Origin of the sequence: Nonomuraea sp. NPDC049421, assembly GCF_040677005.1 — a bacterium.
GTDB classification, from domain to species: domain Bacteria; phylum Actinomycetota; class Actinomycetes; order Streptosporangiales; family Streptosporangiaceae; genus Nonomuraea; species Nonomuraea salmonea.
This window is the reverse complement of record NZ_JBFAQA010000017.1, coordinates 65,114-78,214: the sequence shown is the minus strand read 5'-3', so window position 1 is coordinate 78,214 and position 13,101 is coordinate 65,114. Positions and strand designations below refer to the sequence as shown.

Annotated in this window: 13 protein-coding genes and 1 tRNA gene; 1 reads left to right on the top strand and 13 read right to left on the bottom strand. The window is 73.5% G+C overall.

The annotated features are described in order from the left end of the window. Positions 1–171: 171 nt before the first annotated feature. Positions 172–831, bottom strand: a complete 660-nt coding sequence (locus AB0K18_RS27400) for a peptidyl-tRNA hydrolase (RefSeq protein ID WP_364919436.1) — start codon at positions 829–831, stop codon at positions 172–174. Continuing rightward, positions 828–2,096, bottom strand: coding sequence for an MFS transporter (locus tag AB0K18_RS27395; protein WP_364919433.1), 1,269 nt, complete (start codon positions 2,094–2,096; stop codon positions 828–830). Before AB0K18_RS27395 ends, AB0K18_RS27400 begins: the two co-directional genes overlap by 4 nt. A gap of 71 nt (positions 2,097–2,167) precedes the next feature. Here AB0K18_RS27395 and AB0K18_RS27390 point away from each other — a divergent pair, with 71 nt between their 5' ends. Continuing rightward, positions 2,168–3,118: a helix-turn-helix domain-containing protein gene (locus tag AB0K18_RS27390; RefSeq protein WP_364919430.1), complete on the top strand. Its 951-nt coding sequence runs from the start codon at positions 2,168–2,170 to the stop codon at positions 3,116–3,118. Between the two features lie 133 nt (positions 3,119–3,251). Here AB0K18_RS27390 and AB0K18_RS27385 read toward each other — a convergent pair whose 3' ends face one another. From AB0K18_RS27385 to AB0K18_RS27335, 11 genes are all read right to left on the bottom strand, one after another. Next, positions 3,252–4,715 carry an FAD-dependent monooxygenase gene (locus AB0K18_RS27385; protein ID WP_364919427.1) on the bottom strand — a complete coding sequence of 488 codons (1,464 nt, stop codon included), beginning with the start codon at positions 4,713–4,715 and terminating at the stop codon, positions 3,252–3,254. Between the two features lie 9 nt (positions 4,716–4,724). Then, entirely contained in the window at positions 4,725–5,339 is a 615-nt protein-coding gene (locus tag AB0K18_RS27380) for a TetR family transcriptional regulator (RefSeq protein ID WP_364919424.1), read from the bottom strand. A gap of 115 nt (positions 5,340–5,454) precedes the next feature. Continuing rightward, positions 5,455–5,527: transfer RNA gene (locus AB0K18_RS27375), tRNA-Ala, on the bottom strand. A gap of 87 nt (positions 5,528–5,614) precedes the next feature. Next, a complete protein-coding gene (locus tag AB0K18_RS27370; RefSeq protein WP_364919421.1) occupies positions 5,615–7,096 on the bottom strand; it encodes a von Willebrand factor type A domain-containing protein in 1,482 nt (493 codons plus the stop codon). 120 nt (positions 7,097–7,216) lie between these two features. Next, positions 7,217–7,762 carry a TIGR03086 family metal-binding protein gene (locus tag AB0K18_RS27365; protein ID WP_364919418.1) on the bottom strand — a complete coding sequence of 182 codons (546 nt, stop codon included), beginning with the start codon at positions 7,760–7,762 and terminating at the stop codon, positions 7,217–7,219. A 5-nt stretch (positions 7,763–7,767) separates the two neighbouring features. Next, positions 7,768–8,271 (bottom strand): isoprenylcysteine carboxylmethyltransferase family protein, encoded by a 504-nt coding sequence (locus AB0K18_RS27360; RefSeq protein WP_364919414.1) that lies wholly within the window; start codon positions 8,269–8,271, stop codon positions 7,768–7,770. Then, on the bottom strand, positions 8,268–9,287 hold the full coding sequence (locus tag AB0K18_RS27355) for a 3-oxoacyl-[acyl-carrier-protein] synthase III C-terminal domain-containing protein (protein WP_364919411.1): 1,020 nt from the start codon (positions 9,285–9,287) through the stop codon (positions 8,268–8,270). The genes AB0K18_RS27360 and AB0K18_RS27355 overlap by 4 nt, the downstream gene beginning before the upstream one ends. A 67-nt stretch (positions 9,288–9,354) precedes the next feature. Next, complete coding sequence (locus AB0K18_RS27350; protein WP_364919408.1) at positions 9,355–10,440, bottom strand: class I SAM-dependent methyltransferase; 1,086 nt, start codon at positions 10,438–10,440, stop codon at positions 9,355–9,357. A gap of 51 nt (positions 10,441–10,491) precedes the next feature. Then, positions 10,492–10,884 carry a DUF3224 domain-containing protein gene (locus AB0K18_RS27345; RefSeq protein WP_364919406.1) on the bottom strand — a complete coding sequence of 131 codons (393 nt, stop codon included), beginning with the start codon at positions 10,882–10,884 and terminating at the stop codon, positions 10,492–10,494. 35 nt (positions 10,885–10,919) lie between these two features. Beyond that, the gene (locus AB0K18_RS27340) at positions 10,920–11,714 is read right to left on the bottom strand and encodes an LLM class flavin-dependent oxidoreductase (RefSeq protein ID WP_364919404.1); all 795 of its coding nucleotides are present in this window, start codon (positions 11,712–11,714) and stop codon (positions 10,920–10,922) included. 90 nt (positions 11,715–11,804) lie between these two features. Further along, positions 11,805–13,013, bottom strand: coding sequence for an FAD-binding protein (locus AB0K18_RS27335; RefSeq protein WP_364919402.1), 1,209 nt, complete (start codon positions 13,011–13,013; stop codon positions 11,805–11,807). Positions 13,014–13,101 lie beyond the last annotated feature (88 nt).

Genomic DNA, 13,101 nt, shown 5'->3' with positions numbered 1-13,101 from the left:
GGGAGCGTTTGGGAGGAGATGTCGGGATCCCGCGACGCGCGGACGTAACCACTTGGGAACCCTTGATCTCATCTTCCCCATGGAGCACGACGGGAGCGTACGACATATCCCGGCATGGCGTCCTTGAAGCTACCGAAGTGCAATCTTGGAGCCCCCGGAACAGCGGCCCCGTCAGGGGCGGGCGACCCGCCCGGCGAGCCAGGGCGCGTCCGCCACGAACGTGCACGATCCGGGCTCGATCTCCGTGAACCCCGCGTCGCGCACCACGGGCAGCCCCGCCGAGACCATCGACGAGAAGCCGGAGGAACCGGCCGCCGTGCGCACGGTCACCGCGAGCCCCCGCTCCCGCCAGGCCGCCCGCTCACCGGCGTCGCTGGCCCACCAGGCGAGCTGCGCGGCGTGCCCGGCCTGCGCCATGGCCTTGCCGGCGGACATCTCCAGCGCCGGGTTCTCCCACAGCGTCGGCGGCTCGGCGGGGCCGGGCGCGGCGGTGTCGGTCAGGTCGGTGCCGGAGACCTGGAGCCTGGCCAGGTCGCGCGGCCAGTCGTCGAGGGGCACGGGCGGGTGGACGCGTACTTCGGCGGTGCGGTGCTCGATCGTACGGCCGGGCAGCGCGACGGCCCGGCGCCACTCGGCGCCCCTGGCCCTGCGCACGACCTTGCGGATCTTCCCGGTGGACTGCCAGGCGTGCAGCTCGGCGGCCCACTCCCCGGGGTCGGCCAGCAGGCTCAGCACGGCCATGGCGGCGGCCTCAAGGGCGTCGGTGCGCTCGGGCGGGGTGGCCCGCTCGATGCGGACGACCAGCGGCAGGACGTACAGCTCGGCGTTCATCGCCCTCTAGCATGCCCGATGGCCAGGGACATGCCGGCGGCGAGGAGGCACAGGGCGCCTGCGGCGTACCAGGCGAGGTCGTAGGCGCCCAGGTGGTCGCGGGTCAGTCCGGCGCCGACGGCGGCGATGGCGGCGCCCACCTGGTGCGAGCCGAACACCCAGCCGAACACGACGGCGCCGTCCGCCCCGTAGACGCGCCGGCACAGGGCGACGGTCGGCGGCACGGTCGCCACCCAGTCCAGGCCGTAGAAGACGATGAAGATCAGCATGCTGGGCTCGGTCGTGGCCGCGAACAGGCCGGGCAGCACCATCAGCGACAGGCCGCGCAGCGCGTAGTAGACGCCGAGCAGCACCTTGGGGTCGATCCTGTCGCTGAGCCAGCCGGAGGCGACGGTGCCGACGATGTCGAAGATGCCGATGACGGCGAGCAGGCCCGCGGCGACGGGCTCGGCCATGCCGTGGTCGTGCGCGGCGGGGATGAAGTGGGTGCCGACCAAGCCGTTCGTACTGGCGCCGCAGATCGCGAAGCCGCCGGCGAGGAACCAGAACGGGCGCGTCCGCGCCGCGGCGGCGAGCACGGAGACGGCGCGCACGGCCGCGTTGGCGGTGGCGGGCGGCGCGGGACGCGGGGCGGCGGGGTCCGCGCCGAGCGCGGTGGTGCCGATGTCCTCGGGACGGTCGCGCAGCAGCCACCACACGAACGGCACCACGGCCAGCGCCGCCCCCGCCACGGTCAGCGAGGCGAAGCGCCAGCCAGGACCCTCCGCGAGCCACGCGAGCACGGGCAGGAAGACGAGCTGCCCGGTCGCGCCCGCGGCGGTGAGTATGCCGGTGACCAGCCCCCGGTGGCGGACGAACCAGCGGTCCACGACCGTCGCGGCGAACACCAGCGCCATCGACCCCGTGCCGAGCCCCACCAGCACGCCCCAGAACAGCAGGAGTTGCCACGTCGCCGTCATGAACACCGTCAGCCCGCTGCCCGCGGCGATCAGCACCAGAGCGGCGGCGACCACGCGGCGCATGCCGAAGCGGTCCATGAGGGCGGCGGCGAACGGGGCCATCAGCCCGTAGAGCACCAGGTTGATCGAGACGGCCAGCGAGATCGTGCCCGCCGACCAGCCGAACTCCTCCTGCAGCGGGGTGATCAGCACACCGGGCGTGGCGCGGAAGCCGGCGGCCCCGAGGATGGCCACGAACGCGACGGCCGCGACGAACCAGGCCCGGTGCAACCGCCGGCCGCTCGCGGGGGTGGTGCTCACAGTCATGCGCACATCCTGAACGATCCCGGCACATGCCTACGAGTGGCCCGAAAGCCAATATGTGCAAGAATCCGGCCATGCCCCATCGGATCGTGGTCGTCGCGCTCGACCACTTCGCCCCGCTCGACCTCGGCGTGCCCGGCCAGGTCTTCCGCGCGGCCCGCACGCCGTCGGGCGAGCGCCTGTACGAGGTGGTCACCTGCTCGGAAGGGCGCAGGCCGGTACGCTGCGAGGCCGGCTACGCCGTCCTGCCCGACCACGACCTCGACGTGCTCGACACCGCCGACACCGTCGTGGTGCCGGGCATCCACGGAGGCCCGGCGCTGCTCGACGGCACGATCTCCGGCGCGCTCCACAAGGCGCTGCAGGGCCGTCCCCGGGTCATGTCGATCTGCACGGGCGCGTTCGTGATCGCGGCGGCCGGGCTGCTCGACGGCCGTCCCGCCACCACGCACTGGCGGGACGCGTCCCGCTTCGCCCGCCTCTTCCCGCAGGTCGAGCTGGACCCCGACGTGCTGTTCGTGGACGACGGCGACGTGCTGACCTCGGCAGGCGTGGCGGCCGGGCTCGACCTGGCGCTGCACGTGATCAGGCGCGACCACGGCAGCGAGGTGGCCAACACCGCGGCCAGGAGGTGCGTGATGCCGCCGTGGCGGGACGGCGGCCAGGCGCAGTACATCGACCGGCCGCTCCCCGACGGTCCCGGCGGCGGCACGGGTGCCACCCGCGACTACATGCTCGCCCACCTCGACGCCCCGCTCGACCTGGCCGCGCTGGCCGGGCACGCCAGGATGAGCGTGCGCACGTTCACCAGGCGCTTCCGCGAGGAGACCGGGCAGAGCCCGGCCAAGTGGCTGACCGGCCAGCGGGTACGCCACGCCAGGCACCTGCTGGAGACGACCGGCCTCGGCGTGGAGGAGGTCGCCAGGCGGGCGGGGTTCGGCACGGCGGTGTCGCTGCGCCAGCACCTGCACGCGGCCGTCGGGGTCGCGCCCCTGGCCTACCGCCGCACCTTCCGCCGCACCTGATCGCCCGCTTGCCGTACGGCCCCCGGAACGTCCGGCTCGTCGCGCTCAGGCTCCGGCTCAAAGGATCACGGGAAAAGGGCGTCACCGATGGCGGAGACGGACCGCGTACCAGCCGGCGTCGATCGCTGCGCGCTCAGGCCGCCTCGAGCGACTCCCCGAACCAGGTCTGCAGCGCCTCGTCCAGCGTCCCGTCGGGGACGCCCGCCCACGCCACGTAGCCGTCGGGCCGCACGAGCACCGAGTCGGGCCCGTCGCTCGGCCGCACGTCCACCCGGCCGTGGCGGGTACGCGCCGTGCCCGTCGCGTCGAGCAGCACGGGCCGCGCGCGGCGGCCGGGATCGGCGGGCAGGTCGGGCAGGAACCGGCCGAGCAGCGGATGTGGCGGCGCCGGCATCGGGTAGGCCAGGTCGGACCCGGCCATCAGGGCGGCCACGCGGCGGCGCGCGCCGGCGTCGGCCAGCAGCTCGCCGACCACCTCGCGCAGCGCCGTCACCTCGGCGCCCGGCGCGGCCAGCGCGAGCTGGGCCTGGGTCTGCATGGCGACGCGGGCGGCGGCGGGACGGCGCTCGGCCTCGTACGTGTCGAGCAACCCGCCGGACGCCCACCCCTGGACGACGGCGGCGAGCTTCCACGCGAGGTTGGCGGCGTCCTGGAGGCCGAGGTTGAGCCCGGGAGCCCCCATGGCGGAGTGGACGTGCGCGGCGTCCCCTGCCACGAACACCCGCCCGGCCCGGTAGCGGTCGGCGACCCGGGTGTTGCGCCCGTTCAGCCGCCGCAGCACGTGCGGGCCCGGGCTGAGCGGCGCGGCCAGCGGCAGCTCGGCGCCGAGCACGCGGGCCAGCGCGGCGCGCAGCTCGGCGACGGTCATGGGCACGTCGTCGCCCGGCAGGTCGTCGCCCGGCACGGCGTCGTCCCACTCCATGGCGCTGACCAGCAGCGTGCCGGGCCCGGCCGGCAGCATCGCGTAGGCGCCGCGCTCGGTCCTGTGCCAGGTGTAGAGCACGTACGTGCCGAGCCCAGGCACCTCCATCTCGGCCCGCTCGGGCCGGATCGCCGCGCCGGGGACGCTGACGTGCCCCGTCCGGCTGACCACTTCGGCCGTGTGCACGCCGGGGAAGCCGATGCCGGCGAGCTTCCTGACCGTGCTGTGGGCGCCGTCGCAGCCGACGAGGTAGCGGGTGCGCAGCTCGTAGGAGCCGCCGGGGCCGGTGAGTGCCACCGTGACGGCGTGGTCGTCCTGGGTGAGGCCGGTCAGCTCGTGGCCGCGCCTGATCTCCGCGCCGAGCTCGACCGCCCGCTTCTCCAGCAGTTCCTCCAGCTCGGGCTGCCTGACGCCCATGCCGTGCAGGGGGTTGTCGTCGAGCCCGGACAGGTCGAGCGGCATCGCGCCGAACACGAACGCCGACAGCGGCGCCTCCTGCGGGGCCAGGCCGCGCAGCCGCAGCAGCCGGACGACCTGGCCGACGATGCCGTTGGCCTTGGGCTCGGGGCTGCGCTCCGGCCGGCGCTCGACGACGACCGGGCGTACCCCGGCCAGGGCGAGCTCGCAGGCCAGCATCAGCCCGTTGGGTCCTGCGCCGGCGATGACGACGTCCATGGGATCTCCTTACGCGGAGGGCTCGGGCAGTCCCGCGGCCAGCTCGCGCAGGCAGGTGCGCAGCAGCGGCACCAGCGGGACCGGTGGGTCGGCGCGCAGCCACTGCGCGACGCCGGCCTGCAGGGCGGCGGTCACGGTGGCGGCGACCAGGGAGGGGTAGAGGTCGCGGGCGGGGTCGGTGCCGGTGCGCTCGGCGATCGCCGCGACCAGCTCGCCGTCGGAGGCGAACGCGGCCCGCAGCGTCTCGGCCCGCAGCGCGGGCTCGCCGCCCAGCATGCGGGTGGCGGCCAGGCGCTCGGGGGACGGCGGGCGCTCGCCGCCGTCGCCGGCGTGCTGGGCCCACGGCTGGATCATGACCTCGATGAGGGCGTCCCACAGCGGCTCGCCCTCGGGGCGGGCGCGCAGCGCCTCGGCCGACGCGCGGACGCGGTCGGCGTGGCGGGCGGCGATCGCCTCGTACTTGCTGGCGAAGTAGTTGTTGTACGTCCTGGGCGAGACGCCGGCCTCGGCCGCGATGTCCTCCACCCGGACGTTGTCCAGCCCGCGTTCGAGCGCCAGGCGGAGCGCGGCCGCCATCAGCGCCTCACGCGTGGCCTGCTTCTTGCGCTCCCTGAGTCCGCTCACAGCGCCTCAGCATAGGAAGAAGTTGCGTGACCAGCAAGATTTCGGGGCACGCAACTTTTTTCCGGCATGAAAGAAGGCCGCTCCCGAACCCCGGGAGCGGCCTTGTCGCGAACTGTGGAGCTATGGGGATTCGAACCCCAGACCTCCTCCATGCCATGGAGGCGCGCTACCAACTGCGCCATAGCCCCGCGTGCCTGTACGAGTGTATCCGACTTTGGGACCCCCTCTGCACGCCTTTTCCGGGGCCCGGCCGCGAGGCGCGGGCCCCGGCAGGGTCAGGCGACCGACCTGGCCTTCTCGATGAGCGTGGCCAGCTCGGACACCATCGGGTCCTCGGTCTTGGGCGCGAGCCGTCCGGCCTGCTCGGCGAGCTCCGGCAGGTCCATGCCGAACGCCTCCTTGTCGCGCAGGTAGACCGCGAACGCCGCCACCAGCACGTCCACCTGCAGCCGCGGCGGCGCATCCGTCCACAGGCCCTCGGCCAGGTCGCCCGAGCGCAGCGTCCCGCTCGCCTCGGACGCCTCCCTGGTGTCGGGGTCCTGCCAGCGCACGGTGGCCTGGGCGAGCTGGCCGCGGGCGCCCGGCTTGAGCTCGAGCGCGTACAGGGCGGTGACGGAGTGGCCAGGGCCGATCTCGCCGCCGTCGCGGGCGTCGTCGCGGAAGTCCTCCGCCGCCAGCTCCCTGTTCTCGTAGCCGATCAGGCGGTGCCGCTCGACGACCGACGGGTTGAAGACGACCTGGGCCTTGGCGTCGCGGGCGCGCAGCTCGATGGTGGCCGGCAGCTGGGTGGTGAACAGCTTGTCGGCCTCCTCCTGGGTGCTGACGTACACGGCCATGCCGTCGCCGTTGTCGGCGAGCTGCTCCATCAGCTCGTCGCCGTACTCGCGGCCCACGCCGACCGTGAGCAGCGTGACCTGCTTGCCCGCGTAGTCCTTGACCTGGTCGAGCAGGGACTGCCAGCGCGTATCGCCCTGGTTGGCCAGGCCGTCGGAGAGCACGATGACGCGGTTGGTGGCGGCGGGGCGGAACGCCTTGGCCGCCTCCTGGTAGCCGGCGACCAGGCCCGCCTCCAGGTTGGTGCCGCCGCCGATCTCCAGCTCGTCCACGGCGGCGCGCAGCTCGTCCCTGGCGGTCAGCGGGGTCATCGTGGCCAGCACGTCGGCGCCGTCGCTGAACGACACGATGGAGACCTGGTCGCCGGGGGCGAGCTGGTCGAGCAGCTTGTGCAGGGCCGCCTTCACCAGGTCGAGCCGGCCGGGCTCGGCCATCGAGCCGGACACGTCCACGACGAACGTGAGGTTCGCGGGCCGGCGCGCGGCCGGGTCGGAGGCGCGGGTCTGCAGGCCCACCCGCATCACGGCCTCGTCGCGGCCGGGCAGCCTGGCGCCGTCGACGTGCACGGTGAAGCCGTCATCTGACGGTTGCGCGTAGTCCTGCCTGAAGGCGTTGACCCACTCCTCCGGCCGGATCTCGCCGGGCGCCGGCCAGCGGCCCTCCTGGAGGGCGCGGCGGGCGTAGCCGTACGAGGCGGTGTCCACGTCGAGGGCGAACGTGGAGATCTGCGCCGTCGTGGTCTCCTCGTCTTCATCGCCCGCGCTGGGCGCGGGCGAGGCGGAGCGCTGCGATTCCGGTACGGCGGGCTGCCGGGCCGGGGCGGGCCTGTCCGCGCTCGTGGCGTTGCCGCCGGCACCGCCACAGGCCGCCAGACCGAGGAGCGCGATCAGGCCGATGCTCGCCGCCATAGGACGAAGTTTCATCTCCAACACCTCCGAGCCGTACGACGAAATGTCGTTCGTCCCGGCCGGGTCGGTGATGCAAGCGAGCACAAACCGCGATCATCACGTGATGCGCTGTGAAGGGTGAGACCGGTGAGGCGCTCACGCCTTCCAGGCGGGGTCCCGTCCGATGAGCCCCAGGAACCGGTCGAGCGCGGGAGCGTCGCCCGGCACCGGCACCTCCGCCCCGAACACGCCGCGCTCGCGCCCGATGGGCGCCTGCCGCGCGGCGAACTCCAGCAGCACCTCAAGGGTCGCCTCCGGCGCATCGAAGTCGCGGCCGGTGGCCCTGGCGAGGTCCCAGCCGTGCGCCACGAGGTCGGTCAGCGCCATGTTGGCCAGCACCGGCTTGGGCAGCCCGCCCATGGTCTGGCTCACGCCCTCCCAGGTCTCTGGACGCTCCCAGACGGCCAGCATGCGCTCGGCCCGCGCGCGGAAGTCGCCGGTGTACTCCTTCTGCGGGGGGAACCCGCCGTCGGCGCCCGCCGACTCGAACAGGGCGGCGACCCACTCCAGGTGGTTGATCAGCCCCTTGACGTCGTAGTCGGAGCAAGGCGTGGGCAGCGCGAGCTCGTCACCGGACAGGCTCTCCACGAGGTCCGCGGTACGCCCGGCGGCCTCGCGCATCATGATCAGCAGTTCGTTCATGCCGTTCAGCTTGCCAGAGCGCGGTTCTCCACGCGGACGCGCACGGCGAGCAGCACCGCGTTCACCGCCGTGAACGCCAGGGCGGTCACCCAGGCGCTGTGCACCAGGGGCAGCGCGATCCCCTCCGCGACCACGGCCACGTAATTGGGGTGGGGAAAGATCCGGTACGGCCCCCGGTCCACGAGCGGCAGCCCGGGCACCACGACGACGCGGGTGTTCCACTGCCGCCCGAGCGTGCGGATGCACCACCAGCGCAACCCCTGGGCCAGGACGACGACGGCCAGCATGGGCCAGCCGAGCGCGGGCACGAAGGGCCGGTCCGCCAGCCACACCTCGGCGGGCGCGGCGGCCAGCAGCGCCACGTGGAGCAGCACGATGAACGGGTAGTGCCCCCTGCCGTACTCGACGCCGCCCTTCGCGCGGGCCCAGGCGAGGTTGCGCTTGGCCACGACCAGTTCGGCCAGCCGTTCGAGGACGACCAGCCCGATCAGTACGAGGTAGGCGCTCACCAGTGCAGCAGCAGCAACTCGGCGGAGAAGCCGGGGCCGAGCGCCATCAGCACGGCGGGGGTGCCGGGTCGGCCGCGGGTCTCCTGGAGGACGTGGAGCACGGAGACCGACGAGAGGTTGCCGTTCTCGCGCAGGGACCGCCAGGTGACGTCGAGCGCCTTGGGCTGCAGGCCGAGCGTCTGCACGATCTTCTCGATGACCTTGGGGCCGCCGGGATGGCAGATCCAGGTGGCGACCTGCTCGGGGGTCAGGCCGTAGTCGGCGAGGAAAGCCTTGATGTCGGCGGCGAGCACCTGCTCCACGAAGTCGGTCAGGTCGGCGTCCAGGACGATGCGGAAGCCGTGGTCGCCGACGTCCCAGCCCATGAGGTGCTCGGTGTCGGGGTAGAGGCGGCTGCGGGTGGCGACCACCTCGGGCCCCAATCCGCGCCCCGTCGCGACGACGGCGGCGGCGCCGTCGCCGAAGAGGCCGCTCGCGACCAGGTTCGCGATCGAGGTGTCGTCGCGCTGGATGGTCAGCGAGCACAGCTCCACGCAGACCAGCACGGCGACGTGGCCGGGCCAGCCGCGCAGATAGTCGTGCAGGCGCGACAGCCCGGAAGCGCCCGCCGCGCAGCCGAGCCCGAAGACCGGCACGCGTTTCACGTCGGGACGCAGCCCCATGCGCTGGGCGAGCTTGGCGTCGAGCGAGGGTGTGGACACCCCGGTGGTCGAGCAGAACAGCAGGTGATCGACCTTTTCAGGAGGGATGTCGGCCTTGCGCAGGGCGCCGGCGAGTGCCTGCTCGCCGAGGTCGAGCGCGCGCTCGACGTAGGCGTCGTTGGCGCGCGCGAAGGAGTCGAGCTTGGCGTAGTCGGCGAGGGGCAGGGCGAGGTTGCGGCCCTCGACGCCGGTGGCCGTGTGGAACCGGCGGAGCAGCTCCTCGTCGCAGTCGGTCAGCCGGGAGAACGCCTCGGTGATCTCCGCTTGCCCATAGCGATGCTCGGGCAAAACGGTCTGTACTCCCGCAATATGCATATATCTCTCCTGCCGCGGAGAGGCCCCGCCTAACATGCAGCCACGTCCTGCCAGGTCGGCACGGCCGTCAGCGGGTGAGCCGCCAGAGCGAGGTCACCTCGGCGGCGCGGGCGGCGTGCAGCGGGTCGCCGTCGTCCCGGGAGCGATGGTGGCGGGGCGTCACGTCGAGGCGGCCGGCCACCCGCAGGCCCGCCCGCTCGAACGCCTCCAGCAGCTCCGCCCTGCTGCGCAGCCCGAGGTGCTCGGCCAGGTCCGACAGCACGAGCCAGCCCTCCCCCTCGGGCTCCAGGTGCTCGGCCAGCCCGTCGAGGAACCCGCGCAGCATGCGCCCGCCCAGGTCGTAGACGGCGTGGTCGAGCGGCGAGACCGGCTTGGCGGGCAGCCACGGCGGGTTGCAGACTACCAGCGGCGCCCGCCCCGGCGGGAACAGGTCGGTCCGCACCACCTCGACCCGCTCGGCCAGCCCGAGCCTGGCGACGTTCTCGCCGGCGCAGGCGACGGCCCGCTCGTCGAGGTCGGTGGCCACCACCCGGCGCACCCCGCGCCTGGCCAGCACGGCCGCCAGCACACCCGTGCCGGTGCCGACGTCGAAGGCCAGCCGGTCGGTGGGCAGCGGCGCCTCGGCCACCAGGTCCACGTATTCGCCCCTGATCGGGGAGAAGACGCCGTGGTGGGGGTGGATGCGGGCGTCGAGTGCGGGCACGTGCACGCCCTTGATCCGCCACTCGTGCGCTCCGATCAGGCCGAGCAGCTCGCGCAGCGGGCCCACCGCGGGCGGCGCGTGCGGGCCGTGCACCGCCGCGCACGCCTCCCGTACGTCGGGCGCGCGGCGCAGCGGCACCACGTGGTCGGCGTCGTACGGGATGAGCAGCATGCCGAGCGTGCGGGCGCGCTGCGACCGGGCCTGGCGGTGGCGGTGGAAGCCGCTGCCGGGAGCGGCCGGCTTGCAGCGCCGGTCCATCGCCGACAGCAGCTGCCGCGCGTTGTGGAAGTCGCCCTGCCACAGCAGCGCGGTGCCCTCACAGGCCAGCTTGTACGCGGTGTCGGCCTTGGTACGGTCGTCGGCGACCACCACCCGGGCGGGCGGCGGCGCGCCCAGCACGGATCGCCACGGCGCCGATCGTCGGAGTCCTGCCTCGGTCCACTGGATCATCAGAACTCGACCGTTTCACGAGCGGCACCCGCACGGCCACCGTTTTACCGCTCAGAACGTGTGGTCGAAGGTGTACGAGTGGGTGCCGTCGGGGGCGATGGAGATGGCGATCTCGCCCCTGAGGCCGCGCAGCCCGCCCGTCGCCGAGTCCGGCACGACCCGGACGCTCAGCGACTGCGCGCCTTCGTCGCTCACGGCGTCGTGCTGCACCACGAAGGTGCCCGACCGGCCGTGCAGGGTGCCCTCGATGCGTTCCATCGCCACGTACGAGCGGGAATTCTCGACCGGCGTGGCGGTCGCCAGCATGGTGACGACGCTGGTGCCGGTCAGGTCGCCGTGCCAGGTCTTGTCGATGGTCACGAGCCCGATCGAGACGCCGTCGCTTTCGTGGAGGGGCGGCTGCGGCGTCACACTGACGAGGTCGAAGGTGCCTTTCGCTGTCATGTGGCCATAGTGGCAGCCATACTTGTCAGATCTTGTCAGGTACCCGCGAGGCGTTCCACGACCGGGGCGAAGGCGTCCATGAACTGGGCGTTCACCGAGATGTAGGAGACGCCGAGCGCGTCGCGGCGGCGCAGCAGCGTGTCGGCCATCTGCCGGGGTGTGCCGACGAGGACGCCCGTGCCGCCCGCGCCGAAGCGGCTCACGACCCAATCGGGGGGCCGCTCGCCGGCGTAGGCGAGGTTCATGGCCAGCTCCAGGTCGTGGAAGCGGTCGCCGGACAGTTCGTACAGCTCGTCCAGCTTGGCCGCCACCTGCTCCTCCGTGTGCTGCGCCGGCACGCCGAGCGCGATCGTGCCGGCCCTGCGCGCGGCCAGGCGCAGCAGCCTGGTGCCGGACGCGGCCACCAGGATCGGCACGTCCTCCGGCACGTCCTCCACGGCGTCGATGGTCCGCGCGAGCCGCTCGACGCGCTCGCCCGGCGTGCCGTAGGGCAGGCCGAGCGCCGCCGCGTCCCGCTCGGCGTCCGGCCGCCCCGCGCCGAGTCCCAGCTCGAACCGGCCGCCGCTGAGCGCCTGCAGGGTCTCGCTCTCCCACGCGACCGCGCGCGGGGTGCGGTTGGCGACGCTCAGCACGTACGTGCCGACGCGCAGGGTCGTCGTGGCCGCGGCCGCCGCGGCGAGGGCGGGGAACGGCGAGAACGTCCCCAGCGTGTCGGGCGCCAGCAGGGTCGCGTAGCCCAGGCTCTCGGCCCGGCGGGCGAGGCCGGTCCACGCGCCGGCGTCGGGAGCTCGTCCGGCTACCGTGCCGAACCTGAACGGGTGATCGGTCATGCCTTCACGATCGCCCGAAGGCGGGCCCCGGCACATCCTCTCCAGGACCCGCGCCCGGCTACGTCAGGGAGCGCACCTCCCGCCGCCGCGCTACTCCCCCAGCAGTACGCGGGTGAACGCGTTGCCGAACTTGCCGGCGGGGTCGAGCCGGTGCACCAGCGACCTGAACCGCTCAGGGCACTCGGGGAACCGGGTGAACAGCTTGCCCCAGTGCGGCCGCGGGTCGAACGGCGCCAGCGTCTCCTCCACCAGCTCCAGCACGGGCATGACGGTGGCGACGTCCCTGACCCAGGTGAAGTGGATGCCGACGGTGTCGCGGCCGTTGAAGGGGCTCAGCCACAGGTCGTCGGCGGCGATCGTGCGGATCTCGGAGATCTGCAGGGCCGGGCGGATGCGCTCGCCGATCGCGAACAGCTCGCGCAGCGCCTTGACCGCGTGCTCCCTGGGCAGCAGCAGCTCCGACTGCAGCTCGTCGCCCGCGCCGCTGGGCGGGGAGTCGGCGCGGAAGTGCGGCAGCCGGTCGTACCAGGGGCCGGGGACGCCGAGCTGGCCGGTGCAGGTGTCGGCCGGCATCGTGGGCAGCGGGTGGCGGGGGCCGTCGGCGGGGGTGGTGCCGTACCAGTCGGGGCCGGTCAGCTCGTCCTCGCGCTTGAGCCAGACGCGGGTGTCGCGGAAGTCGGTGAACAGGCTCACGCTGTAGCCGCTAGCCATGATGGCCTCGAAGTCGGCGAGCGCGTCCTGGGTCAGGCCCTCGCGGACGTACTGGCGCAGCTCGAAGGCGGGCACCAGGTCGAGCGTGAGCGAGGTGACGACGCCGAGCGCGCCGAGCGAGACCACGGCGCCGGCGAAGTCGGCGTCGCCCCGCGCGAGCGTCAGCGCGGAGCCGTCGGCGGTGACCAGGTCGATCGAGGAGACGGCGGCGGCCAGGCCCGGCTGGGTGACGCCGGAGCCGTGGGTGCCGGTCGCGACCGAGCCCGCGACGGAGATGTGCGGCAGCGAGGCCATGTTCGCCAGCGCGAACCCGGCCTGGTGCAGCAGCGGCGCGAGCCTGGCGTAGGTGGTGCGGGCGCCGACGCGCACCTTGGCGGCGGCGCTGTCGATCTCCACGAGCTCGGGCATGCGGTCCAGCACCACGAGGTCACCGGCGGTGTCGGCGACGTGGTTGAAGGAGTGGCCGCTGCCGAGCGCCCGTACGCTGCTGCTGCCCGCGACGAGCCGCCGCAGCTCGTCGAGGGACGTCGGATGATGGACTTCTTTAGCGTGGAATGTGGTGTTTCCCGCCCAATTGGTCAGCGTCACGCGCTTCACCTTCCCACAACCCTTCCCACCAGGTCACGGCGGGTGCCGCGAGTTCCCGCGCGGCCGCTCAAGGCGCGGGAACTCGCGG